Raw genomic sequence first — 24832 nt, forward strand, 5'->3', positions numbered from 1 at the left:
CCGGTGGATGGGCGCATTAGGTGTTGCGTTGGTCCTGCTTGGAGTATTTTTCTATTCAGTTTACCGTACGCTTTGGTATGGTATCGGTGAGTGGGGATTGAACAAGACTATTGGTTGGGCCTGGGACATTACAAACTTCGTGTGGTGGGTAGGAATCGGCCACGCAGGTACGCTCATCTCGGCTGTGTTGCTCCTGTTTCGCCAGAAATGGCGCTCGTCCATTAACCGGGCCGCAGAAGCTATGACGATTTTCGCCGTAATATGCGCTGCTATGTTCCCAGTGCTCCACATGGGGCGTCCTTGGTTGGCTTTTTACGTGTTTCCGCTTCAGAATACACTTGGTTCGCTGTGGACAAATTTTAACTCGCCCCTGTTGTGGGACGTGTTCGCTATTTCTACTTATTTCACTGTATCACTGGTTTTCTGGTACACGGGCTTGGTGCCAGACTTCGCTACTATCCGCGACCGTGCTAAGGGGAAAATTGCAAAATTTAGCTACTCCATGCTCAGCATGGGCTGGACAGGTTCGGCCAAACATTGGTCGCGCTACGAAACAGTATCACTGATTCTAGCAGGTGTGTCAACTCCACTAGTACTATCGGTGCACACTATCGTATCGATGGACTTTGCAACTTCAATAGTTCCAGGCTGGCACACCACAATATTTCCTCCTTACTTCGTTGCGGGTGCTATTTTCTCGGGCTTTGCGATGGTGTTGACCCTGATGCTAATTACTCGAGTAGTCTTTAAGCTGGAGGATTATATCACCTTGGAGCACATTGCCCTCATGAATAAAATCATGATGGTTACGGGCTCAATTGTAGGGGTAGCGTATATCACCGAGTTTTTTATTGCTTGGTATTCGCAGGTTGAGTATGAGCAATACGCCTTCATCAATCGCGCTACCGGACCATACTGGTGGGCTTACGCCTGCATGATGAGTTGCAATGTGCTTTCGCCACAGGTAGTATGGTTCCGCCGGGTGCGCTACAGCATTACGTTCACGTTCATTCTATCTATTATTGTTAATATTGGGATGTGGTTCGAGCGTTTCGTAATCATCGTGACTTCTCTACACCGTGACTACCTACCCTCTTCTTGGGCAATGTTCTCCCCTACCCGCATTGATGTTGGTATTTATGTAGGAACCATTGGCTTGTTCTTCACGCTATTCCTGCTGTTCGCCAAGTTCTTCCCGGTTATCAATATGGCAGAAATTAAAGCCATATTGAAATACACCGTGAATGATGGACCGACTTATGGTGGCGCAAACGTAGGAGGTGGCCGCTCAGGCACTCATGCTTCCCCTGCGCCATATGCTACCCCCGGTGTTCCCGCTTCTGCCCCAGTAAACTACGACAAGCAAAATGACTAGCCCCGCTATTACCGCTGCGCCAGTTGCCACTGTCTCGGCCCCTACCACTTCCACCAAGCGCTTTGCCCTCGGAGTTTTCGAAGATGAAGAAGTATTGTTGCATGCCGTTGATAACGTGCGCGCAGCCGGTGTAAAAATTTACGAGGTTTTCTCGCCCTTTCCTATTCATGGGATTGATGATGCCTTAGGAATTGAACGCTCACGCTTGCCAATCGCAGCCTTTTTCTATGGTTTGTGCGGGCTGTCATTCGCGCTCTGGATGCAGATTTATATGCTGGGATTTGACTGGCCGATGATTATTGGTGGTAAGCCTGCTATTTCATTGCCAGCTTGGATTCCGGTTAGCTTTGAGTTGACGGTATTTTTTACCTGTCACGGAATGGTAATTACCTTTTATACCATCTCTAAGCTCTACCCGCGTTTTAAAACGCCCATGCTGGATGTCCGCTCTACTGACGATAAATTCGTAATGGCCATTGAGTTGGATGAGAACAGTTCGCAATTGCCAAAACTGACCCAGTTGCTCCGCGAGAATGGCGCAAGTGAAGTCAATCAAAAGGAAATGACCAAATTCTAATGATGTCGCTTTCCCTCAAATACGGGCTGTCTGTGGCCTCCTTAGCACTTAGCCTAGGACTGGTTTCTTGTTCGCCTGAAGCTAATGACCCTGGTGTAGAATACGCACCTGAGATGTACGAGTCGATTCCTTACGAGCCACTACGGCAAATAAGTTACAACAAGGTTAATTCCTTTGGAATTAATGAGCGTACCCCGGCTCTTGGCACTGTGCCTAGGGGTAAGCTTGCCTATTTCGACCACATTCCAAAGGACAGTGTTGATTTGGCATCGCGTGTCCTTCACAATCCCTACGCTTATACCAAAGCTAATATAGAAGAGGGTCAAACGCTCTTCACACGCTATTGCCAACACTGTCATGGTGAAAAGGGTAATGGTCAGGGGCCAGTGGGAATGAAATTCAAGGGTGTTCCCAACTATTCCGCCGGAGCATACAAGACGATGAATGATGGCCACATCTATCACGTCATCGAATGGGGGCGTAACCGCATGATGCCACACGGCTCACAGGTTAATCCAGAAGAGCGTTGGAAAATCGCGATGTACGTACACGTACTTCAAATCAATAATGACCCTGCCGACCTGCCTAAGGTCGTGAAGGTTACTGGCCCAGCTTCGGTAACGGATGATACGATGGGTGACGCTTCCGCTATGACGGATGGTAGCAACCAAAAAGCTGAGGGTAAGGCTGGCTCGCACACTATGTCTAACGCCCCCGGCCAAGGCACCAAAGCCCGCAACGGCTCTATGTAATTTATGGCAACTCTGATTCATCATCACGAACCCGCCGCCGTTGAGCAGCTTGAATTGAGCCCTAGGACTCAACGAACATTCTTTACTATTATCGGAGTAGGAGTACTATTGTTGATAATCGGTATTGTAGCGGCAATGCTGCAAGTTGGTCAACACCATGAAGTAGTAGCAGTCCACACGGGTTTTGTGCCTGGGGAAACGCATTCAGTGCTGGTTCGCCGCATAGTAGTTAGTCTTTGGCATAGCAACCTATTTTTTGTGGGTGTGTCAGCTATTGGAACCGTTTTTATGGCCATCCAGTACGTAGCATACGCAGGCTGGTCAGTGGTTGTAAAGCGCATCAACGAAGCGCTTGCCGTCTGGCTGATTCCTGGGGGAATCATTATGGTGTTGCTCTTCATCTTGGGACGCCACGATATATTTCAGTGGACGCACGATGGAGTAATGACCAAGGGTTCACCCGTCTACGATAAGATTATTGCTGGTAAGTCAGGTTTCCTTTCCTTCTGGTTCTACCTGATTCGAATGGTCTCTTACCTCACCATCTGGGCGGTTTTTTCCTGGCGCCTGCGTCAATTGTCTTTGCAAGAGGACCTGTATGGTGGCACTCGTTACTTCCATGCCAGTATCAATACCTCAGCACTATTCATAGTGCTGTATGCTGTTACATCCTCTATGTCAGCTTGGGACTGGGTTATGTCAGTTGACGTTCACTGGTTTAGTACTATGTTTGGCTGGTATGTATTTGCTTCCTGGTGGGTATCAGGTATTGCTGCTACCGCGCTGATAGCCATCTTCCTAAAGCAAGCAGGTTACTTGCGTTTCATGAATGCAAACCACTTTCATGACCTAGGCAAGTTGATATTTGGCTTTAGCATTTTTTGGACGTATGTATGGTTCTCGCAATTCATGCTTATCTGGTATGCAAACCTGCCCGAAGAAGCAGTTTATTTCAATCAGCGTTTGGGAGGGTTTGAAGGGCGTTATACCTGGATATTTTACTTTAACCTGGTAATAAACTTCGCTTTCCCCTTTTTGGTTCTAATGACCCGCGACGCTAAGCGGCAAATGATTATTATGAAAATCGTTTGCATAGCCATACTAGTTGGACACTGGTCGGACTTTTATTTAATGCTTATGCCGGGCACTTTGAAAGGCGACAACGGGTTTCTCATAGAGATTGGTATCGCGATGATTTTTCTCGGTACTTTCCTAATTCTGCTTACTCGCCGCCTCTGTGAAGCGTCGCTCATTCCCGTCAACCACCCCTTTGTTGAGGAGAGCGTTCACCACACTACCTAATAAGAGCTGAGATTTTTTAGAACTTAGCGCTTGAGCGACGGTTTCAAGTGAGTACTAAGTTCTGGCTTCTACTTATATCAAATGACTACCCTAACCATTCTGCTGGTCCTGGCATTGTTGCTGGTTGTTTTTGGCCTGCTATTTCGCCTCCAGATATTAACTGCTATCTTCTCTGGCTCATACGTGCGCCAGATTGGTACCAGCAATCGGGTTAATGCCTTCCTAATGTTGGTGTTTATGGTGGTCGGTGGGGCTGCGTTTTTCTGGTCATTCTCCGAAAACTATGGGAAGATGAACCCACCCATTGCTTCAGTGCATGGGCACGCAATGGAGCGGATGTTCTGGACTACGATGATTATCATAGGTATTGCTTTTGTGCTTACGCACGTTGCGCTTTTTACTTATGCTTATCGGTATCAGTATAAAGAGGGTCGCCGCGCATATTTCTTTTCGCATAACAATAAACTTGAAGTTATCTGGACTATCATTCCTGCTATCGTAATGGCGGCCTTGATATTCTCGGGTTGGAAGGCTTGGACTCGCATCACTGGTCCGGCACCAAAAGACGCCGTTGTGCTTGAGGTGATGGGGAAACAGTTCAACTGGTTAGTTCGTTATCCTGGTCGCGATATGAAACTGGGGGTAGTGAATTATCGTCTTATCGATGCATCTAACGATTTTGGGTTTGATTTGAGTGATAAAGCAGCGCTTGATGACTTTACCGCTTCTGAAATCCACGTCCCGAAAGGGCATCCAGTACTAATAAAAATTCGTTCGCGCGACGTATTGCACGCCGTGTATATGCCGCAGTTCCGCGTGCAGATGTACGCGGTGCCAGGTATGCCCACTCGCTTCTGGTTTACGCCTACTACAACTACGGACGAGATGCGCGCCAGGCTTGGCAATCCGAATTTTAACTACGAGCTTGCTTGTAATCAAATTTGCGGTCAGGGGCACTTCGCTATGAAGTTCAATATCGTAGTTGACGAACCTGACGATTACGTAGCTTGGTACGCCGCTCAAACGCCTGTTTCTAAAAATGCTGACCTTATGGCTTCTTTCAAGCAAATGAGTAAGCAAACCGGGCTTGGTCAAGGAAATAGCAAAGGCGCTAGGGCTAGTTCTATTGAAGAAACTGGTGAAACTCCTGCTCCGCCGCTGGCTGCTCAGTCATCGCTTTAAGCTGTACTTCTAAGTAATTCTACCATAATATGGCTACTAATCTTCCAGCTTCTACGCAGGCTCAGGGCGGGATAGGTACCGCTGCGGGACCTCATACCGAGCACGACGAGCACCTGCACGACCACGAGCATCACGACCAGCATTGGCTGTGGAAATACGTTTTCAGCCAAGACCACAAAATCATAGCCCGGCAATTTCTGATTTCAGGAATGATGTGGGCTATCGTAGGCGGCTTGCTTTCCAGTCTCTTCCGCCTGCAATTGGGCTGGCCGCAAGCTACAATGAGTTGGTTGCAGCCTTTACTCGGCAAATGGGTAGAGGGAGGGAAGCTGGCTCCAGAGTTTTACCTGGCCCTCGTAACGATGCACGGCACTATTATGGTGTTCTTTGTGCTAACTGCTGGCTTGTCTGGTACTTTTTCTAACTTCCTTATTCCGCTGCAAGTTGGTGCCCGCGATATGGCTTCCGGGTTTATGAATATGCTCTCGTACTGGTTTTTCTTCGTATCGAGCATTATCATGTTTTCCTCCCTGTTTCTGGAAACTGGCCCAGCCTCCGCGGGCTGGACTATCTATCCTCCTCTGAGTGCATTGCCACAAGCCATTCCAGGCTCTGGTATGGGTATGACGATGTGGCTGGTGAGCATGGTATTCTTTATCATTTCACAATTGCTTGGCGGTGTTAACTACGTGACGACGGTTATTAACCTTCGCACTCGTGGAATGAGCATGAGTAAGCTGCCGCTTACTATTTGGGCTTTCTTTTTGACCGCAATCCTGGGTATTTTAGCGTTCCCAGTGTTATTTGCGGCCGCGCTGCTGCTGGTGTTTGACCGCTCGTTTGGCACCTCGTTCTTTCTTTCGGACATATATATTGCCGGCCAGGCATTGCATAATCAGGGTGGTTCGCCAGTACTGTTCCAGCACTTGTTCTGGTTCCTGGGTCACCCCGAAGTATATATTGTAATCATGCCTGCGATGGGTATGGTGTCGGAAATCTTGGCTACCAATGCTCGTAAGCCAATCTTCGGCTACCGTGCTATGATTGGCTCCCTGATTGGCATTTCCTTGCTGTCGTTCGTCGTGTGGGCTCACCATATGTTTGTGACGGGCATGAATCCTTTCCTGGGGTCAGTATTTATGTTCCTGACACTGATTATTGCGGTGCCTTCAGGGGTTAAGGTATTTAACTGGTTAGCTACGTTGTGGCGCGGCAATATTCGCTTCACGTCGGCAATGCTCTTCGCTATTGGTTTCGTGTCACTGTTTATTTCGGGTGGTTTGACGGGTATTATTCTTGGTAATGCTACGCTCGACATTCAGATGCACAACACATATTTCGTGGTGGCTCACTTCCACTTGGTAATGGGCTCGGCAGCATTCTTCGGGTTGTTTGCTGGTATTTATCACTGGTTCCCTAAAATGTTTGGCCGCATGATGGACGAGAAGCTTGGATACATCCACTTTTGGCTGACCTTCACGGGCGTTTACTTGGTGTTTATGCCAATGCACTACGTAGGTATTGCTGGTTTTCCGCGTCGTTATTACTCTTGGACGGGCTTTGATGCCTTCTCGCAGTTTGCTGACCTGAACAAGTTCATTTCAACTGCTGCGATTCTGGCCTTCCTGGCTCAGTTCATCTTCATCTTTAACTTCTTCTACAGCATTTTCCGCGGCCGTCGCGCTACGCAGAACCCGTGGAACTCGACTACGCTGGAGTGGACTACCCCCATTGTACCCGGTCACGGTAACTGGCCTGGTGAAATCCCAGCTGTTTATCGCTGGCCCTACGATTACAGCAAGCCCGGTGCAGAAGCTGACTTTATTCCGCAGAACGTACCGTATTCGCAAACACCTTCTTCCAACCTTCCCTACGAGCGGGAATTGGCTGAGTAGTTTACTGACCACCTATTTGCCTGAACGGGCCGCCGTACCACGGCGGCCCGTTCTTTTTGACCACTGATTAGCACATATTTTAACGGATTGCACGGATTTTGTGGGCGATTTTGGCGTTAGGTAATGATGAATACGATGAGCGAACCTGGATTTGTGCGGCGCTTCCGGTTTTGGAGCGTGCTGACGATTGTTAGTATCTACTTATTGATTTTGGTGGGTGGCATTGTCCGAGCTACTGGTTCAGGAATGGGTTGCCCTGACTGGCCCAAGTGCTTCGGGCAATGGGTACCGCCGACTGAGGTCAGCCAATTGCCTACCGATTATAAACAAGTGTACTTGGCGCAGCGGGTTGCTAAAAATCAGAAACTGGCTCGCACGCTGGCGAGCCTGGGATTTCGGCAGGTGGCGGGGGAGATTTTTGCTCACCCGACGCAGTACGTGGAAACCGATTTTAACGCGACCAAAACCTGGATTGAATACCTGAACCGATTGCTGGGGGCGCTCATTGGTATTTTCGTTTTTGTGAATGCGTTGGTAGCGTTGCCCTATTGGCGACGCGACCGGCCGGTATTCTGGCTGGCAGTAGCTGGCTGGCTGCTCACCGGGGTGCAGGGATGGCTGGGGTCATTGGTAGTTTCGACGAATCTGCTGCCCATTATGGTAACTATCCACATGGGGTTGGCGCTGCTTATCGTGGCCATCCTGCTCTACGCGGTGCAACGGGCACGCTGGGGGAAGGCCAATGACGAGATTGAAAATGCCCGATTAGCGAACCTAAGCCTGATTGGGCCGCACGAGGCTGCTACTGCCAATGCGAGCTTGCGCTGGCTACTAGGGGGCGTATTATTGCTCACGTTCACGCAGATTATCATGGGCACGCAGGTGCGGGAAGAGATTGACCGCATTGCCTCTGCTGCCGATTATGGCCGTCGTGACACCTGGGTGGCTGCTCTCGGGAGCATTTTTGAAGCGCACCGGACTCTATCAGCCATTGTGGTGCTGGCCAACGTGGTGGTGGGTTATCGGCTGTGGCAGCTGGCGATTCCGCGCTTGCAGCGGCTTGTTGCGGCCACCTGGCTGGTGCTGGCACTGGAGATGGTCGCGGGTATTACGCTCGCCTACCGGGCCTTGCCAGCATTTGTGCAGCCCATTCACCTGACGCTGGCTACCCTGCTCTTCGGCACGCAGTTTCTGACGCTGCTGGCTTTGCGGCCGCAGCGGGGGGTAGGGGACAGGCTGCCAGTTGCGCAGCCTTCGCAGCAAGCGCATTCATACCACGCCTAGCCTTGGTCGGGCGTACCTTTGGGGTAGTAATTATATCAGGTTAATGACGAAGGCCCGCGCCTATTTCCAGCTGCTCAAGTTTCGGCTTTCCTTCACAGTGGCATTTTCCAGTGCGCTGGGCTACTTGTTGGGCCTAGCTACGCCAAACTGGGGCCGGGCACTGCTGGTGCTGCTCGGTGGGTTGCTGGTGACCGGTGCCGCTAACATCATCAATCAGGTTTTCGAGAAAGACCTGGATAAGCTGATGCGCCGCACCGAAAACCGGCCGCTTCCTACTGGGCGCATCTCACCGGGCGAAGCCTGGGTATTTTGCGTGGTGCTGGCGGTGCTGGGGCTGGGGCTGCTGGCCTACTACTTCAATCCGCTGACGGCGGCCTTGTCGCTGTTTTCGCTCATCCTGTACGGTTTTATTTACACGCCCCTCAAAACGGTATCGCCGGTGTGCGTGGCTGTGGGGGCCATTCCGGGTGGCCTACCCCCCCTCATTGGCTGGGTAGCGGCAACGGGCTACGTGGGCGAGGCCGCGTGGGTGTTGTTCGGCATTCAGTTTATGTGGCAGTTTCCGCACTTCTGGGCCATTGCCTGGGTGGCCGACGACGACTACAAGCGGGCGGGCTTCAAGATGCTGCCTACCCCCGGCAACCGCGACCTCCGCACCGCTTTTCAGATAATGACCTACACCGTGCTGCTCATCCCGGTGTCGCTGCTGCCGCTGGTGCTGGGTATTTCAGGGCGCGTGTCGGCGGGGGTGGCGCTGGTTTGCGGCGTGCTCTTTACCCTGCTCACCGTGCGGCTCATGCGCACGCAGGACCGCAAGGCGGCGCTCAACATCATGTTTGCCTCGTTCCTGTATTTACCCATCGTACAAATCGCGCTTCTTTTAGACAAAGTTTGAGTGTTAGCTGTTGATTTCGTGTTGTATTTAATGCTGGGAAGCGCGGGTAGTAGCTGCGCTTCCCAGCATTAAATACAGCAACTACTATTAGATAATTAATTTACTATGAAAACCTCGGAAGCTACGTTTGCCGATAAGGAAATGGGCCTGGGCTGGCACCCCAAGCGCGTGTTGCTTATCCTGTTGATTTTCAGTATTGTGATGATGTTCGCGGCTTTTACCAGCGGCTACATCGTGCGGCGCGACGAGGGCAACTGGCGCGAATTTGACCTGCCCGTTAGCCTGCTCATAAATTCGATTATTATTGTACTTAGCAGCGCTGCCATGCAGTGGGCCTATTACTCGGCCAAACACGACGAGATAAAGCGCGCCAACCTGGGCCTGCTCCTGACGCTGGGGCTGGGGGTAGCGTTCTTGTTTGGCCAGCTGCATGCGTGGAGCGTGCTGGTAGCGGGCCACACATTCTTCGGGGGTGCCGATGCCAATCCGTCGGGCTCTTTCGTCTATGTGCTCATGGGTGTGCACGCTTTCCACTTAGTTACGGGACTCGTTTTTGTAGCAGTGGTACTCAAGCGAAGCCTTAACTATCAGGTGCATTCGCGCGCTACGCTCTCGATTGGCAACGCTACCTTATACTGGCACTTCCTGGGTGCGCTTTGGCTGTACCTGTATTTGTTCCTACTTTTGAACCATTAAACGGGAATCTGGCGTAAAGCCCGCTTGTCCATCTGTTGTCCGTTATGGCCCAATCTACCACTTTGCAGCCCACTGCTGCTCCTGCCGCCTACGCCGATGCGCCCCGCTCCGGCACCTGGGACGGCGGCAACGAACCCTTTAAGGCGAGCTACGGCAAGCTGATGATGTGGTTCTTTCTACTCTCGGACACCTTTACGTTCGGGGCTTTCCTGACGGCTTACGGCCTCATTCGCCACAAGCACGGCGTGTATGAGGGCACGGCCAAGGCGTTCCATTTCAGCACCGCCTACTGGCCTACCCCTGAGAAAGTATTCAATGCTTTCCCCGGCCTGCACGGCCTGGACCTGCCGCTGGCTTTCGTGGCGTTGATGACGATGATTCTCATCTTCAGCTCCGTGACGATGGTGCTGGCCGTTGAAGCCGGCCACCGCATGGACAAGGCCGATGTGCAGAAATGGCTCTTGTGGACCATCTTGTTTGGCTCTATGTTCCTCAGCAGTCAGGCCTGGGAGTGGAGTCACTTCATCGGCGGCCACGAAGAGGGCACCCTTATGGCAAACGGCACGGTGCTGCACGGGGCCAGTTTAACGGCCAATCAATACGGCCCGCCTCTATTTGCCGACTTGTTTTTCTTCATCACGGGCTTTCATGGCACGCACGTTTTCTCGGGCGTCTGCCTGTTGGTGTGGTGCTTTATCGCTACCACAAACGGCACGTTTGAGAAGCGCGGCCACTACGAGATGATTGAGAAAATCGGCCTCTACTGGCACTTCGTTGACTTGGTGTGGGTATTCGTTTTCACCTTCTTCTATCTCGTTTAAGGGTAAGTGAGCAACAGTAGATGAGTGGTGAGTAGAGGCGTAATTTGCTCGTCTGTTCACCTGCTTGCTGCCCGATACACTACTTCTTTATTTACTTACCCACCTACCAATCATGGCTAACCACGCGGAAGAACTTTCCCTTCACCCCGGCGAAATCGCCAAGCCAAACGTGGCCTGGATTTGGCGCACCTTCTGGGTCCTGGTTATTATCACGGCTGTAGAATTCGTCATTGCCTTCACCATGACCTCGCCCGGCCTGCGCACGCTGCGCAACAGCATCTTCATCGTGATGACGATTCTGAAAGCCTTCTTCATCGTGGGCGAGTTTATGCACCTCAAGCACGAGGCCAAAAGCCTCATTTGGACCATCCTCATTCCTACCGCGCTGCTCATCTGGCTGGTAGTAGCCCTCGTAACCGAAGGCTCGTACGTGGGCGAAGCGCTCTCGCACATGTTCAGCAACTAAGTATAGAATGCGACCACGCCAGACTATTTTGCTGGGCCTGCTTCTGCTGGTGCCGGTGCTGGCGTTCCTGTTTCTCTACGGCTTCGGCCGCAATCATTACGCGCTGCCAACCTACTTGCCCGAACGCGTGGACTCCGTCCGCACCTCGGCCGGGGGGTGGCAGCGCGATACTGTTTTTCATAGGGTTCGGCCGTTTCAGCTGCTGACGGCCGCCGGCCGCCAGCTCACGAGCGCCGAGCTGGGTAAGGGCCTGTACGTGGTGCAGTTCTACGCGCCGGGGGGGGTAGGGGAGCCGGCAAGCCGCGCGCTGGCCCGCATTCAGGAGCGCTTTCGGCCCGAGCCGCGGGTGCGGCTGGTCACGCTGGTTGCCTCCGGCGCAACCGCAGCCGCCACGGAGGCCAACTTGGAAAAGCTAAGTGAGCAGCGCGGCACCATTAACGGGAAGTGGTTTTTTGGCGCGGCCCCAGCCGACACGCTGCGGCGGCTGGCGCAGTATGAGTTTGGGCAAACCGCACTGCGGCCCGCGCATTATCCGTTTCGCCCGGCTACCGAGCCGGGGAACCTGCTGCCCGGTCAGCTGTTGTTAGTGGACGAAGCGCAGCATGTGCGCGGCTACTACGACGCGGCCGACAAGTATGAGGTCGAGCGGCTTATTACGGAGATTAACGTTTTGCTTTATACCTATGACGACCGCCACTGAGCAGCTGCATCCGCCCATGCTGGAGCCGGGCGACTACACCAAGTACAAGATTATCCTGGGGACGCTGGGGGCGGTGGTGCCGCTGCTGGTGGCCGTGATTTTCTATTACAAGACTATCTTCCGCATCGACGGCGCCGGCCCCTACCTGCACGCCCTGCCGGCCGTGAACGCGGTTCTAAACTCGCTGACGGCCGTGGCGCTGCTGATGGGCTACTACTTCATCCGGCACAAGAATGTGCTGGCGCACCGCGCCGCAATGGGCACCGCGTTCGCGCTGGGCGGGTTGTTTCTGATTTTCTACGTGGCCTACCACTCGCAGGTCGAGAGCACCCATTTTGGGGGGGTAGGCGCGGCGCGGGCGTTTTATTTTTTCCTGTTGCTGACCCACATCAGCCTAGCGGCGGTGACGGTGGCGCTGGTGCTCTTTACGCTGTACTTTGCCCTCACCGGGCAATACACCAAGCATAAGCGCATTGCCCGCTGGACCTTTCCGGTGTGGCTCTACGTTTCGGTGACGGGCGTTATCGTGTACTTGATGATTGCTCCGTATTATCCGGCCGGCTAGTGCCGCAACATTCTGACTACCTAACCGTTTTGCTTGTATGAAAAAGCTGATTTTTGGATTGCTGCTGAGCTTTGGACTGCTCTTTACGCTGCTGCCGGCTAAGGCGCAGTGCGTGATGTGCGCCAGCCAGGTGGAAGCCGCCCGGCAGGAGCGCGACGACTACGACGTGTCGGGCCTCAACAAAGGCATTGTGTACATGATGACCGCGCCCTACATCCTGATGGGGGCCGTGGGCTTCGTCTGGTACCGGCGCACGCACCCCAAGCGCCCCACCAAAATGTAGGCTCACCCCGCCCGCGGTGAAAGCCGCCGCTGCTGCCCCACCGGGCAGTGGCGGCGGCTTTCGCGTGCGCATAGGGGGTAGGAACCCGGCCCGCGTAGTAGCTTGCGGGGAGTGGGCGGCTTGGTTTTTGTCCGCTCCAGAGCGCGTTTGCATTCGTTTTCAGCCCTGTCCTTGTTACTTCCCGCCCGCCCTTCCTTCTTTCGCTTCTGGCCCCTGGCCTGCCTGTTGCTGGCCCTGGTGAGCTTTGGGGCCTGCTGGGTGGTCTATACGTATGGGCAGCTGAGCGGCACCAGCCCCATCTACCCCAACGCCGCGCGCCTGCAAAGCCTGGTGACGCAGGCCGCCGCCACGGCCGGCCGCGAAGCCGACCGCGTGGCCCTGGAGTGCCAGCCGCCCCACGCGCCCCAGTTCAGCCGCCTGCTGGCCGAGTGTTCCTACCCCACCTTCGTGGCCGAAGCGGGCAAGGTGGTGGGCTGGTCGGCGTCGGGGCCCGAGCCCACGGCCGCCGAGCTAGCCGACCTCACCCCCGAGCGCCTGTCGCAAACCGCGCTGGGCGAGTTTTTGGTGGTGCGCCGGGCGCTGGGACCGGTGGTGGTGCTCACGTACGTGCCGCTGGCGCGGCACTACGGCATCAGCAACCGCTATTTGCGGGAGGGGGCCGAGCCCGCGCTGCTGCAAGGGCTGCAGGTGCAGGTGCGGGCGGCGCGCGTGCTGCCCGGCGAAACCAAGGGGCTGATAGCGGCGCTGGTCGATGCGCGCGGGCACTACCTGTTTTCGGTGGTGCAGCTGCCGGGCAGCGTGGTGGCGGGGCGGCTGCTGCCGCTGCTGCTGCTGCTGCTGGGCATCGCCTTCTACACGGCGGGGTGGCTGGGCCTGGCCTGGCGCTGGTGGCAGCAGGGGCGGGTAGGGCTGGCGATGCTGGCGCTGGCGGGCACCCCGCTGGCCTTGCGCGCGGCGCTGCTCTACCTCAGCCTGCCCTATGCCTGGCTGGAGCTGCCGCTGTTCGACCCGCGCCTGTACGCCGTGTCGGGCCTGGCCCCGTCGCTGGGCGACCTGCTACTCAATGGCGTGCTGGCGCTGCTGCTGGCCGGCGCCGCAGTGGTGGTCAACCGCCACTACCGGCTGCCCTTGCGGGCGCAGCAGGCGCCAGGGGGCCGCTGGGGCATCCCGGCGCTGCTGGGGCTGGTAGCAACGGTGGTAGGGCTTTATAGTTACTACGCCAGCGCGTTCAGCAATACCCAGCTCAGCCTCGACATCACCCAGAGCATGCAGGTGAGCAGCTTCCGACTGGTGCTGGTGCTAGCCGTGCTGCTGCACACGGCGGCCTTCGTAACAGTCTTTTACCTATGCACGGTCCTGCTGGCACCCGACCTGCGCCGCCTGCCGCGCCGGCCGCTGCTGTGGGGCGGCCTGGTGTTGGCGGCCGCGCTGCTGGGGCTGGGGGCGCTGTTGCACCAGGTGCTGCTGCTGCTGCCGGGCATGGCCTGCGCCTATTTAACGCTGGTGCGGCTGGGTGAGCTGCACTACCGGCCGACCCAGGGGCCGCCGCGCTATTTGCTGCTGCTGCTGCTGCTGGGCTTGGCGTCGGCATTGGGGGCCACGGCGCTGTATGGGCAGTTTGAGCACCAATTGCTGCTCGATAAGCAGCGGCTGGCGGGCAATTTATTGGTCGATAATGATTTGCAGGGCGAATTCCTGCTGGGTCAGCGGCTGAAACAGCTCGCGGCCGACCCCGTGATTGCCCGCCTGCTCCTGAGCAAGCCCGTGCGCACCGAAACCCTGCGCCGCCGCATCGAGCGCCAATACCTGCGCACGTACTTCGACAAGTACGAGGAATCGGTGGACCTTTTTGACCCCGAGGGCGAGCCCGTGGGCGGCGAGGCCGACGATACGCTGACCTTCAACCAAACCCGCGCCGAGCTTTCGCGCACGGCCACCGCCACCGACCAGCCGGGCGTGTATTTGCTGAAATCGGACAACTCGTTTAGTTCGCGGCGCTACGTGGCGGTGGTGCCCATCGTGCTGCCCGCGCATGGCGGCCGCGGGCGGCCCACGCCGGCGGGCACCATCCTGCTCACGCTCAGCCTCAAGCAGCTGGCCAGCTACAGCGTGCTGCCCGAGCTGCTCGTGGACCAGAAGTTCTTTCAGCCCGGCCTGGCTACCGACCTCAGCTACGCGGGCTATGCGCAGGGCCGGCTGGTGTATAGCGCGGGTGATTTTGACTACGCCAACCTTCTGCCCCCCGCGCTGCTGCGCGACCCGCGCATCTACGAGGATGGCCTGGTCGTGAGCGATTTTCACCACCTGGCCATGCGCGATGCCAGCGGCCGGCGCATTGTGGTGGTCACGACGGCCACCTATTCGCTGGCCGACTGGTTTTCCAACTTCTCCTTTCAGCTGCTGCTCAACGTGCTGGTGTGGCTGCTGGCGGGCGGGGCCTACCTGCTGCGGCGGCGCGGCGGCTGGGGCGTGCGCTTCAATTTCAGCGCCCGCATTCAGCTGCTGCTCAACCTGGGCATTCTCATTCCGCTGCTGGTGGTGAGCGTGGCCACGGCCAGCCAGGTCATTTCGGGCTACCGCCGCGACCTGCGCCGCACCTACGAGCGCCGGGGCCACATTGCCCTCGAAAGCCTGCTGCGCCGCCGCGACCAGCTCAGCGACACCACCGCCCGGCCGGTGCTCACGGCGCTGGCCCGCAACGTGGCCGCCCTCACCGAAACCGACCTCAACCTCTACGACGCGCGCGGGCAGCTGCTGGTCAGCTCGCAGCCGCTCATCTTTGAGGCGGGCCTGCTGGGGCCGCTGCTCAATCCGCAGGCCGTGATTGACCTGCGCGAGCGCGGCCTGAGCCGCACGCTGCTCACCGAGCGGGCCGGCACGCTCTCGTTCAGCTCGCTCTACCTGCCGGTGCGGGCAGCCAGCGTCGATGGGCCGGCCGGGCCGGTGCTGGGCTACGTGGGCATCCCGTTTTTTGACTCGCAGAAGGAGCTGGATAGCAAGCTGACGGAGCTGTTTACGACCATTCTCAACATCTTCACGCTCATGTTTCTGGTGTTTCTGGGGCTGGCCTTCGTGGCCACGCGCCAGCTCACGGCCCCGCTCAAGCTGCTGACGCAGCGCCTGCGCCGCACCACCCTCACCGGCCGCAACGAGGTGCTCGACTACCGCAGCAGCGACGATGAAATTGGTCTGCTCGTGCGCGAATACAACGACATGCTGGGCAAGCTCGAAGCCAGCAAGCGCGAGCTGGCCGCCCAGGAAAAAGAAGCCGCCTGGCGCGAAATGGCCCGCCAGGTGGCCCATGAAATCAAGAACCCGCTCACGCCCATGAAGCTGAGCCTGCAATACCTGCAAAAGGCCATTGCCGAGCGCCGCCCCAACGCCGAGGCCCTGATTGGCCGCATTTCCCAAACGCTCATCACCCAGATTGACGTGCTTTCGGACATCGCCACCTCGTTCAGCACCTTCACCAACCTGCCCACCATGCGGCCCGCGCGCCTCGACATCACGGCCGTGCTGCGGCAGTGCGCCGAGCTGTTTCGGGAGCAGGATGGCGACGAGCACGGCGCGCTGGACCTGGCCCTACCCCCCGACGGCACCTACGTCGTCTTTGCCGACGAAAGCCTGCTGGTGCGCACCTTCAACAACCTGCTCCTGAATGCCAAGCAGGCCGTGCCGCCCGGCCGCGCGCCCCGCCAGCGCGTGGCCCTGCGCCCCGAAGGCCCCGGCCACGTGCTCCTCACCATCACCGACAACGGCGCGGGCATCCCGGAGGAAGTGCGCGAAAATATCTTCCGGCCCAACTTCACCACCAAAGCCACCGGCTCGGGCATTGGCCTGGCGGTGGCCCGGCGCGGCATCGAGAGCGCCGGCGGCCGCATCTGGTTCGAGACGGAAGTAGGGGTAGGGACCACGTTTTTTATCGAGCTGCCGCTGGCGGGGTAGGGGGGGTAGGCGCGTTGGGATAGGCGGGGGCGGGCTGCCGGCTTTTTGGCCGGCTGTCCGCTCGTCGGGCGCGCCGGTCGGGGTTGGCACGGGGGCGGGCTGCCGGCTTTTTGGCCGGCTGTCCGCTCGTCGTCAGAACGAGCAGCCCGAACGAGCCCCGGCGGCGCGAACGACGAGCGGACAGCCGGCCAAAAAGCCGGCAGCCGGCCCCGCCTATCCCAACGCCCCACAATTCTTCATGCTTAGCTCATCATCCTTAACTTGCATCCCGGTTCCGCTTGCTAACAACGTGTTAGCGGCGTGGCCCGTGGGCCTGGCAATCGCGGGGCTTTTCCTTTCTCTTTCTTGCCCTATGGCAGACCTTATTACCCAAGCCGTGCTGGCCAAAGCGCTGGCCGATGCGCTGGCCGCCATTCGCCAGGCGCGCCAGGCGCTGGCCCCTTACCTGGTGGCCCTCACCCCGGAGGAGCGCGCCAGCCTGCCCAAGATGGGCGACAAATCGGTGGCCTTCGTGACCAAAGCCGCCGAGTTTGCCCAGAGCCTGCCCACCCTCATGCCGCAGTATCTGGACGTGGCCGGCCTGGTCGTGGACGCGGGCGTGAACGCCGACCTGCTGCCCCTGTATCTGGAGCTGAACAGCTTCGCCACCGACGTGGACAGCACCCGCATGGAAGCGGGCTCCGAGGGCTACTCGTCGGCCCTGGTGGCGTATAGCGCCCTCAAAATCGCCGCCTCGCTCAACCAGCCAGGGGCGCAGGCCGCCGTGGCCGAGCTGGAGCCCCGCTTCGCCAGCCAGGGCAAGCGCAAAGCCGCCCCCGCGACCCTCGCGAAGTAGGGTGCGGGGCTTGCCCCCGCCCGTCGTTGAACGAAACCAATACGAATCGTTCAACGATGGGCGGGGGCAAGCCCCGCACCCTACTCCGCGACGGATACAACTGAGTTGAGTGCCTAAAAAGGGGAGTGAGTTGGGGTCCGACCCTAACTCACTCCCCTTTTTGGGCACTCGGGTTCGCTTTGTAGGCACTCGGGTTCGCTTTTTTGGCACTCGGGTTCACTTTTTGGGCACTCGGGTTCGCTTTGTGGGCACTCGGGTTCGCTAAAAGGGCACTCGGGTTCACTTTTAGGGTAGCTGGGTGCTCTTGGAGGGCACTGGGGCGGGCTGCCGGCTTTTGGGCCGGCTGTCCGCTCGCCGGGAGAACGAACGGCGCGCCCGACGAGCGGACAGCCGGCCAAAAAGCCGGCAGCCCGCCCCCGCGCCAACCCCAACCGGCGCGCCCGACGAGCGGACAGCCGGCCAAAAAGCCGGCAGCCCGCCCCACCCGCTCCCGCCGAGCCGGCGCGCCGCTCTACCTTGCGGGCATGAATGAATTAATACTCGGGGATAACCTGGAAGTGCTGCGCCACCTGCCCGCCGAATCGGTGGATTTAATTTACCTCGACCCGCCCTTTTTCTCCAACCGCACCTACGAAGTCATCTGGGGCGATGCCGGCGAGCGCCGCTCGTTTGAGGACCGCTGGAGCGGCGGCATCATGCAGTACATCGACTGGCTCAACGAGCGCGTGCGCGAGCTGCACCGCCTCCTCAAGCCCACCGGCTCGCTGTTTCTGCACTGCGACTGGCACGCCGATGCTTATATCAAGATTTTTATTCTGGATAAAATCTTTGGGGAGGAGAATTTTCGGGCTGAGATTGTGTGGCAACGAACCAATGCGCATTCGGACGCTAAAAACAAGCTGGGCGTATTGAATGATGCCATTTATTATTATGCGAAGTCTAGCAAAAACACCTACCATCCGGTTTATGGTGGTCATGCGGAATCGTATATCGCTAGTCATTACACAAACGACGACAACGACGGGCGGGGGCCTTACCAAACGGATAACATGACCAGTCCGAATGCCCGGCCGAATATGACTTATGAATGGCAGGGGTTCGCGCCGCCAGTATTAGGTTGGCGTTACAAGCGTGAGACTATGCAGCAGCTTCACGATGAAAGCCGCATTTATTACCCTCGCAAAAAAGATGGCACCTTTGATTTAAGCCGCCGCCCGCGTCTTAAGCGGTACCTGAATGAACAAAAAGGTACCATAATGGGGAATATGTGGCTAGACATTCCCGCGCTTAATTCTCAGGCCAAAGAGCGCATCGGCTACCCCACCCAAAAGCCGTTAGCCTTGCTGGAGCGCATCATTGCGATGGCCTCGAACGAGGGCGACGTGGTGCTGGACCCCTTCGTGGGCGGGGGCACGACGGTGGTCGCGGCCGAGCGGCTGAAGCGCCGCTGGCTGGGCATTGACCAGAGCGTGCAGGCCGTGAAGGTGACCGAGCTGCGCCTGAAGCTGGGCAGCGACCTGTTCAGCCAGGATTTCGCGGTGCGCCTGCACAAGTACGACGTGGAGGCCCTCAAAGCGCAGAACCCCTACGCCTTCGAGGGCTGGCTGGTGACGCAGTTTGGCGGCACGCCCAACGTGAAGCGGCGCGGCGACCTGGGCCTCGACGGCAGCAGCCGCGAGGGCCTACCCCTGCAAGTGAAGCAGAGCGAGGGCGTGGGCCGCAACGTGGTCGATAATTTCCGGGCCGCCGCTGAGCGCCACGACGCGGCGCTTTTTGCGCGGCAGCGCGCCAGCGGCGAGCCGGTGGGCTTCATTCTGGCCTTCAGCTTCGGCCGCGGCGCGGTGGAGGAAGTGGCCCGCCTGCGCACCAAGGAAGGCATCCGCATCGAACTGGTGCCCGTGAGCGCCATCGTGGAGCTGGCCCACAAGCCCCGCCTCACGGTGCAGGTGGAGGCGCTGGCCGCCGCCGGCGCGGGCACCAAGCGGGCCGTGCGCCTCACCGCCACCGGCGAGAGCCCCGCCGGCCTCGAATTCTACGCCTGGGATGCCCACTACGACCCCGCCCAGGGCTTCCGCCCCAGCATTTTGCTCGATAAGGCCGGCGTGCAAACGCTACAGCTCAAGCCCGGCGCGCACGTCATCGCCGTGCAGGTGGTGGACAATGACGGCCTGAGCGCGCTGGAAGTGGTGCGCCTGCACGTGAACGGGGAGGTAAAGGTGGGGTAGGGGCGGGGCTTGCCCCCGCCCGTCGTTGAACGACTTGCGCCTGTTTCGTTCAACGACGGGCGGGGGCAAGCCCCGCACCCTACTTCGCCCGTCGTTGAACGCCTTGCGCTTGTTTCGTTCAACGACGGGCGGGGGCAAGCCCCGCACCCTACTTCACCCGTCGTTGAACGACTTGCGCTTGTTTCGTTCAACGACGGGCGGGGGCAAGCCCCGCCCCTACTTCGCCCGTCGTTGAACGACTTGCGCTTGTTTCGTTCAACGACGGGCGGGGGCAAGCCCCGCACCCTACTTCGCCCGTCGTTGAACGACTTGCGCTTGTTTCGTTCAACGACGGGCGGGGGCAAGCCCCGCACCCTACTTCGGCCAGGCACCAAAATTGCCGCCCCTCGCGTTGTGCCGGCACTCTTGCCGAACTTTGCCTGATGACCCACTGCTACCGTTTTTGCGTTGCCCTCGTGGCCCTGCTGGCGGTGGCGTGGGGCGGCGGGCAGCGGGCGTGGGCGCAGGCCGTCCCTACCCCGCCGCCCGCCGCCAAGGTTGCCCCCGCCCTACCCCCCGCCCCCGAGCCGATGCCGCCCAGCACCCGGCGCTGCCGCTACGTGCGCCTGGCCCTGGGCCACGACACGACGAGCTTCGCGCTCAGCGACACGCTCACCATCGTGCCGGCCTCGGTGGCGGCCACCGGGCAGCCAGTGACCTACGATGCGCGGCGGGACCGCTACCAGCTGGTGCGGCCCGCCCCGCGCGATAGCCTGGGCGCGCCGCGCGCCGACTCGGTGCTGCTTTGCTACCGGGTGCTGCCGCTGCCGCTGCTGCGCGCCCGCTACCGCCGCCCGCGGGGCCTCATGGACACCCTCGATTTCCGGGACCGGCCCATGCTGCGGGTGGAAGACTTTTCGCAGAAAGAGCAGATTCTCAGCACGCCCGGCATCAGCAAAACGGGCAACCTGAGCCGGGGCATTTCCTTTGGCAACACGCAGAACGTGTTTGTGAACTCGGCGCTCAACTTGCAGCTGGAAGGGCAGCTGACGGAGAATATTCGCCTCACGGCGGCTATTTCGGACCAGAACGTGCCGTTCCAGCCCGAGGGCAATACGCAGACGCTTCAGCAGTTCGACAAAATATACATCACCCTCACCGGCCCGCAGTGGAACCTGACGGCCGGCGACGTGGTGCTGCGCAACAAGCCCGACTACTTTTTGCGGTATTATAAAAACATCCAGGGCGCGGCCATCGAGGCCAATTTGGGCGCGCCCGGCCCGCAGCCGCTGGCGGCCGGCACCACCACCAACAGCGTGAGCAACGCGCCGCCCTCCTCGTTCACGACCTACACCAACGGCGTGACCACCAACAGCGCCGCGCCGGCCGGCACCTACGTGGCCCCGTTGCGGCCGCCCACGGCCGCCGTGCCGGGCGGCCAGCCGCTGCCCGGCGCGCCGCCCGCCGGCCCCACCGGCACCGGCAGCGTGACGGTGCTCAACAAATTGGGCCAGATTCGGTCCTCGACGCTGGTGGCGGGGGGGGTAGCGAAGGGCAAGTTCGCCAGCATCGACCTCACCCCGATTGACAACGTGCAGGGGCCGTACCGCCTCACGGGGCCAAATGGTGAGCAGTTTATCATCGTGCTGGCCGGCTCGGAGCGCGTGTACCTCGATGGCCGCCTGCAAACGCGGGGCTTCGATTTTGACTACGTGGTGGATTATAACCTGGCGGAAATCACGTTCTCGCCCCGCCACCTCATCACGGCCAACTCGCGCCTGAAAGTTGATTTTGAATATTCTGACCTCAATTACTCGCGCTCGCTCTACACGCTGAGCCACTACCAGCAAATCGGGCGGCTGAACCTGCGCGGCAACTTCTACCAAGAGTCGGACAACCCCGACGCCACGGCCAACCTCACGCTCTCGTACCAGGACCGCCAGCTGCTGCGCGGGGCGGGCAACGTGTCGGTGGTGTCGGCACCGGGGGCCGACTCGGCGGCCTTCAACCGCACGATAGTGCAGTATCACCGCGTGGCCCAGCTCAACCCGACCACCGGCCTGCGCGAGTACGTGTACGTGTATGCAAACCGGGATTCCCTGAGTGGGGTGTACACGGTGCGCTTCACGCAGGTGGGGGCGGGGCTGGGCGACTATATTTTGAGCACGGCCAACGTGAACGCCAACGGCCGGGTGTATGCCTACGCGGGCCACAACCAGGGCGACTACCGGCCGGTGCGCCTGCTGCCTACCCCCTTGCTCAAGCAGATGGCCACGGCCGGGGCCACGTTTCAGCTCGACCCCACCGCGGCCGTGTTCGTGGACCTGGCCACCTCGCAACTCCAGCGCAACCGCTTCGACAGCACCGGCACGCGCACCCAAAGCGGCGGGGCCATGCGCGTGGGCTACACCGTGCAGGACCGCGCCCTCCCCACCTGGGCCCCGGCCGCGTTGCAGAAATACCGCCTGCGCTCGGCCCTCGACTACGAATACACGCAGGCCGGCTTTTCGCCGATTGACCGCTACCGCGACATCGAATTCGACCGCAACTGGAGCGCCCCCAGCACCGCCAACGCCACCACCACGGCCGCCCGCGAGGACAATATTTTCAACTTCGCGGTGGGCCTGAGCCGCGACGCCACCCACGCCATCAACTACCGCGTGAGCCGGCGCTACCGGCCCAGCGAGGTCAGCGGCGTGCAGCAGTGGCTGGACGTGGCCCAGCAGGTGGGCCGGCTGGACGTGCGCGGCTCGTTGTTCCTGCTCAATTCGCAGGCCGGGCGCTACCACTCCGACTGGGCGCGGGGCGAGGCCATCGTGCGCTACGGGGGGGGTAGGGTTATTCCGAGCTACACCTACCGGTTTGATAAAAACCGGGTCGTCTCGCCGCTGGGCGACACCATCCGGTCGGCCAATTATTTCGACGAGCACACCTTCGCCCTGCAAAGCCCCGACACCGGCCGCACGCGCTACGGCCTCAGCTACGGCTTCCGGCAGGACCGCACGCCCACCGCCGAGCAGAACAACCTGCGCGTGCATACCCAGGCGCAGACCCTGCAGGGCAACCTCAGCACTCGCCTCAGCAAAAACCAGGACCTGCGCATCGTGGCCACCTACCGCGACGTGAACCTGGTGAGCCAGCCCGACAGCGCCCGCCAGCGCAACATTCTGGGCAAGCTCGACCACTCGCTCAGCCTGCTCCAGAACCAGATTCGCTCCGAGCTGACATACAGCGTGCAAACCGGCCGCGAGCTGCGGCGCGACTTTTCTTTCGTGGCCGTGCCCGCCGGCCAGGGCACCCACTACTACGCTGGCGACCTCAACCACAACGGCGTGCAGGACAAGGACGAGTTTCTGGAAGCCCAAACCCCCGACGCGCAGTACCGCACCTACATCAAGGTGTATCTGCCCACCAACGACTACATCACCGCCTACCAGAACCGCCTCAGCTACCGCCTCACCGTGAACGCGCCCCGCGGCTGGCGCGAGGCCGGCAGCTGGCGCGCCGCCGTGGCGCGCCTCAGCAGCATCAGCAGCGTCACGGTGGACCGGCGCACCACCAGCCCGAGTCTTGGCAACCGGCTCAGCCCGTTCAGCTACGGCAAGGGCGATGACAAGCTGCTGGCGTTTAACCAGCTGCTGCGCAACACGCTGTATTTCAACCGGGCCAACCCGATTTTTGGGGCGGAGTTAACCGTGCAGCAAACCCAGCAGAAGACGTTGCTCACCGAGGGCTTCGACCTGCGCAACCTCCAGACCCAGAGTCTGCTGCTGCGCCGCACGCTGGCACAGTCGTTCACGGGCCGCTTCACCGTGGCCCGCGACATTCGGGAGGCCCAGGCCACGTATTCCATCGACCCGGCCAGCTCCGGCTACCGCAATTTCGACCTGCTCATCTACACCGTGCAGCCCGAAATCAGCTACCAGCCCAGCCCCGCGCTGCGCCTCACCGGCTCGCTGCTGCACACCGCCAAAGCCAACACCTGGGCCGCCCGCGTGAGCGACACCAACGGCACCTTCGACGACCTGGGCCTCGAAGCCCGCGTGAGCCAGGTGAGCAAGCGCACCATCACGGCCGCTACCCACGTCACGCGCGTCAGCTTCGCCGGCGACCAGTCTTCCGTGGTGGCCCTCGAAGTGTTGCAGGCCCTGCGCCCCGGCACCAACTACACCTGGAACCTCAACCTGGAGCAGCGCCTCACCAATGGCCTGAACATCAACGTGGCCTACGACGGCCGCAAAGCCAGCGGCAGCAACATCGTAAACACGGGCCGGATGCAGGTGGCGGTGTTGTTTTAGGGCTTTTTGACGCGCACGAGTTGATAACGCAGGCGGCCGCGCGTAAATATTTCGGTGGTATCGGTTTCGCCAGGCGGCACGCCAATAACCGAATGGATGGTATATAACTTTAGCGTATCCCGACCGAAAGAGGCAGATAATTGCTGTTGTTGCTCGGTGTACACATCAAAGTAGATGGCGTTACCGGGGTTCGGCCCAGTGAAGTCAGTTTGAACAGAATACTTGTGGAATGATAAACCTTTGACCAAGCCGCTGGTCGAAAATTGCGCGTGAACTGGTTGCTTAAGCGAATCTATTCCGTTGTACTGGCCGGTCATCAGCAAATTATTTACTCCCCGCTCAACCCCAACTTCAAGGTCAGGATTTTTACTTGGCATACCAGTACGGCGATAATCTATTTTGCTGACTATCCGATGCGTTTTGCTGTTGCGCGTTATGTAAAAAAGAGTAGTGTCAGTGGTAGTTATCTGAAAGGTAAGTTCGTTGGTCGTACCAGCTTCATTCCTGTAAAGCACCTTTACTTGCAGTGTGTCAGCCTGGGTGGTAGGCCGCAGCAAAAGCGTCAGGCTGCCACCTTCATGCAGGCCATACGAGGCTCCAATTTCTACGCTGTCTCTTTGGTCGGTAAATGGGCTGATTGCCAAAGAAGCTGGGCTTGCAACCTAGTCAAATGAAGCTTTGGGCGACCGGGTATGTGCTACCTCTTTCAGATAATCAGCACTCACCCAATACCCGCTGATAATAGGGCTGACTCGCT

17 protein-coding genes and 2 pseudogenes are annotated in these 24832 nt (G+C 58.8%); 18 read left to right on the forward strand and 1 reads right to left on the reverse strand.

All coding sequences use genetic code 11. From position 1 onward, the window contains the following. The first annotated feature begins 7 nt into the window (after positions 1–7). The 18 genes and pseudogenes from A0257_17515 (at position 8) to A0257_17600 (ending at position 24075) form a co-directional block, all read left to right on the forward strand. A complete protein-coding gene (locus A0257_17515) occupies positions 8–1375 on the forward strand; it encodes a hydrogenase (GenBank protein AMR29825.1) in 1368 nt (455 codons plus the stop codon). Beyond that, on the forward strand, positions 1368–1952 hold the full coding sequence (locus A0257_17520) for a quinol:cytochrome C oxidoreductase (protein ID AMR28723.1): 585 nt from the start codon (positions 1368–1370) through the stop codon (positions 1950–1952). Before A0257_17515 ends, A0257_17520 begins: the two co-directional genes overlap by 8 nt. A gap of 2 nt (positions 1953–1954) precedes the next feature. Continuing rightward, on the forward strand, positions 1955–2704 hold the full coding sequence (locus A0257_17525) for a cytochrome c class I (protein ID AMR29826.1): 750 nt from the start codon (positions 1955–1957) through the stop codon (positions 2702–2704). A gap of 3 nt (positions 2705–2707) precedes the next feature. After that, on the forward strand, positions 2708–4006 hold the full coding sequence (locus tag A0257_17530) for a quinol:cytochrome C oxidoreductase (GenBank protein AMR28724.1): 1299 nt from the start codon (positions 2708–2710) through the stop codon (positions 4004–4006). 81 nt (positions 4007–4087) lie between these two features. Continuing rightward, a pseudogene (locus tag A0257_17535) lies at positions 4088–5089 on the forward strand (cytochrome C oxidase subunit II). Between the two features lie 170 nt (positions 5090–5259). Next, positions 5260–7083 (forward strand): cytochrome c oxidase subunit I, encoded by a 1824-nt coding sequence (locus A0257_17540; GenBank protein ID AMR29827.1) that lies wholly within the window; start codon positions 5260–5262, stop codon positions 7081–7083. Positions 7084–7218: 135 nt separating this feature from the next. Next, a pseudogene (locus A0257_17545) lies at positions 7219–8286 on the forward strand (cytochrome oxidase assembly protein). Positions 8287–8410: 124 nt separating this feature from the next. Further along, entirely contained in the window at positions 8411–9262 is an 852-nt protein-coding gene (locus tag A0257_17550) for a protoheme IX farnesyltransferase (GenBank protein AMR28725.1), read from the forward strand. A 105-nt stretch (positions 9263–9367) separates the two neighbouring features. Continuing rightward, positions 9368–9958 carry a cytochrome oxidase subunit III gene (locus A0257_17555; protein ID AMR28726.1) on the forward strand — a complete coding sequence of 197 codons (591 nt, stop codon included), beginning with the start codon at positions 9368–9370 and terminating at the stop codon, positions 9956–9958. 62 nt (positions 9959–10020) lie between these two features. Then, complete coding sequence (locus A0257_17560) at positions 10021–10779, forward strand: cytochrome oxidase subunit III (protein ID AMR29828.1); 759 nt, start codon at positions 10021–10023, stop codon at positions 10777–10779. Positions 10780–10891: 112 nt separating this feature from the next. After that, a complete protein-coding gene (locus A0257_17565) occupies positions 10892–11245 on the forward strand; it encodes a hypothetical protein (protein ID AMR28727.1) in 354 nt (117 codons plus the stop codon). A gap of 28 nt (positions 11246–11273) precedes the next feature. Continuing rightward, the gene (locus A0257_17570; protein ID AMR28728.1) at positions 11274–11945 is read left to right on the forward strand and encodes a hypothetical protein; all 672 of its coding nucleotides are present in this window, start codon (positions 11274–11276) and stop codon (positions 11943–11945) included. 16 nt (positions 11946–11961) lie between these two features. Then, positions 11962–12510: a hypothetical protein gene (locus tag A0257_17575; protein ID AMR29829.1), complete on the forward strand. Its 549-nt coding sequence runs from the start codon at positions 11962–11964 to the stop codon at positions 12508–12510. A 37-nt stretch (positions 12511–12547) separates the two neighbouring features. Then, positions 12548–12793 (forward strand): hypothetical protein, encoded by a 246-nt coding sequence (locus A0257_17580; protein ID AMR28729.1) that lies wholly within the window; start codon positions 12548–12550, stop codon positions 12791–12793. Between the two features lie 171 nt (positions 12794–12964). Beyond that, positions 12965–16738: a hypothetical protein gene (locus A0257_17585; protein AMR28730.1), complete on the forward strand. Its 3774-nt coding sequence runs from the start codon at positions 12965–12967 to the stop codon at positions 16736–16738. Between the two features lie 352 nt (positions 16739–17090). Further along, on the forward strand, positions 17091–17573 hold the full coding sequence (locus A0257_17590) for a hypothetical protein (GenBank protein ID AMR28731.1): 483 nt from the start codon (positions 17091–17093) through the stop codon (positions 17571–17573). A 524-nt stretch (positions 17574–18097) separates the two neighbouring features. Next, complete coding sequence (locus tag A0257_17595) at positions 18098–19798, forward strand: hypothetical protein (protein AMR28732.1); 1701 nt, start codon at positions 18098–18100, stop codon at positions 19796–19798. A gap of 422 nt (positions 19799–20220) precedes the next feature. Beyond that, positions 20221–24075 (forward strand): hypothetical protein, encoded by a 3855-nt coding sequence (locus tag A0257_17600; GenBank protein ID AMR28733.1) that lies wholly within the window; start codon positions 20221–20223, stop codon positions 24073–24075. Here A0257_17600 and A0257_17605 read toward each other — a convergent pair. Beyond that, positions 24072–24719 (reverse strand): hypothetical protein, encoded by a 648-nt coding sequence (locus A0257_17605; GenBank protein AMR28734.1) that lies wholly within the window; start codon positions 24717–24719, stop codon positions 24072–24074. The genes A0257_17600 and A0257_17605 overlap by 4 nt on opposite strands. Positions 24720–24832 lie beyond the last annotated feature (113 nt).

The sequence above is a fragment of the Hymenobacter psoromatis genome (genome assembly GCA_001596155.1).
In the GTDB taxonomy this organism is placed as follows: domain Bacteria; phylum Bacteroidota; class Bacteroidia; order Cytophagales; family Hymenobacteraceae; genus Hymenobacter.

What these genes read in the sequence shown, in the direction of transcription:
- A0257_17515 (AMR29825.1), top strand. Translation starts at nt 8, where the DNA reads ATGGGCGCATTAGGTGTTGCGTTGGTCCTGCTTGGAGTATTTTTCTAT.
- A0257_17520 (AMR28723.1), top strand. Translation starts at nt 1,368, where the DNA reads ATGACTAGCCCCGCTATTACCGCTGCGCCAGTTGCCACTGTCTCGGCC.
- A0257_17525 (AMR29826.1), top strand. Translation starts at nt 1,955, where the DNA reads ATGTCGCTTTCCCTCAAATACGGGCTGTCTGTGGCCTCCTTAGCACTT.
- A0257_17530 (AMR28724.1), top strand. Translation starts at nt 2,708, where the DNA reads ATGGCAACTCTGATTCATCATCACGAACCCGCCGCCGTTGAGCAGCTT.
- A0257_17550 (AMR28725.1), top strand. Translation starts at nt 8,411, where the DNA reads ATGACGAAGGCCCGCGCCTATTTCCAGCTGCTCAAGTTTCGGCTTTCC.
- A0257_17555 (AMR28726.1), top strand. Translation starts at nt 9,368, where the DNA reads ATGAAAACCTCGGAAGCTACGTTTGCCGATAAGGAAATGGGCCTGGGC.
- A0257_17565 (AMR28727.1), top strand. Translation starts at nt 10,892, where the DNA reads ATGGCTAACCACGCGGAAGAACTTTCCCTTCACCCCGGCGAAATCGCC.
- A0257_17575 (AMR29829.1), top strand. Translation starts at nt 11,962, where the DNA reads ATGCTGGAGCCGGGCGACTACACCAAGTACAAGATTATCCTGGGGACG.
- A0257_17580 (AMR28729.1), top strand. Translation starts at nt 12,548, where the DNA reads ATGAAAAAGCTGATTTTTGGATTGCTGCTGAGCTTTGGACTGCTCTTT.
- A0257_17590 (AMR28731.1), top strand. Translation starts at nt 17,091, where the DNA reads ATGGCAGACCTTATTACCCAAGCCGTGCTGGCCAAAGCGCTGGCCGAT.
- A0257_17595 (AMR28732.1), top strand. Translation starts at nt 18,098, where the DNA reads ATGAATGAATTAATACTCGGGGATAACCTGGAAGTGCTGCGCCACCTG.
- A0257_17600 (AMR28733.1), top strand. Translation starts at nt 20,221, where the DNA reads ATGACCCACTGCTACCGTTTTTGCGTTGCCCTCGTGGCCCTGCTGGCG.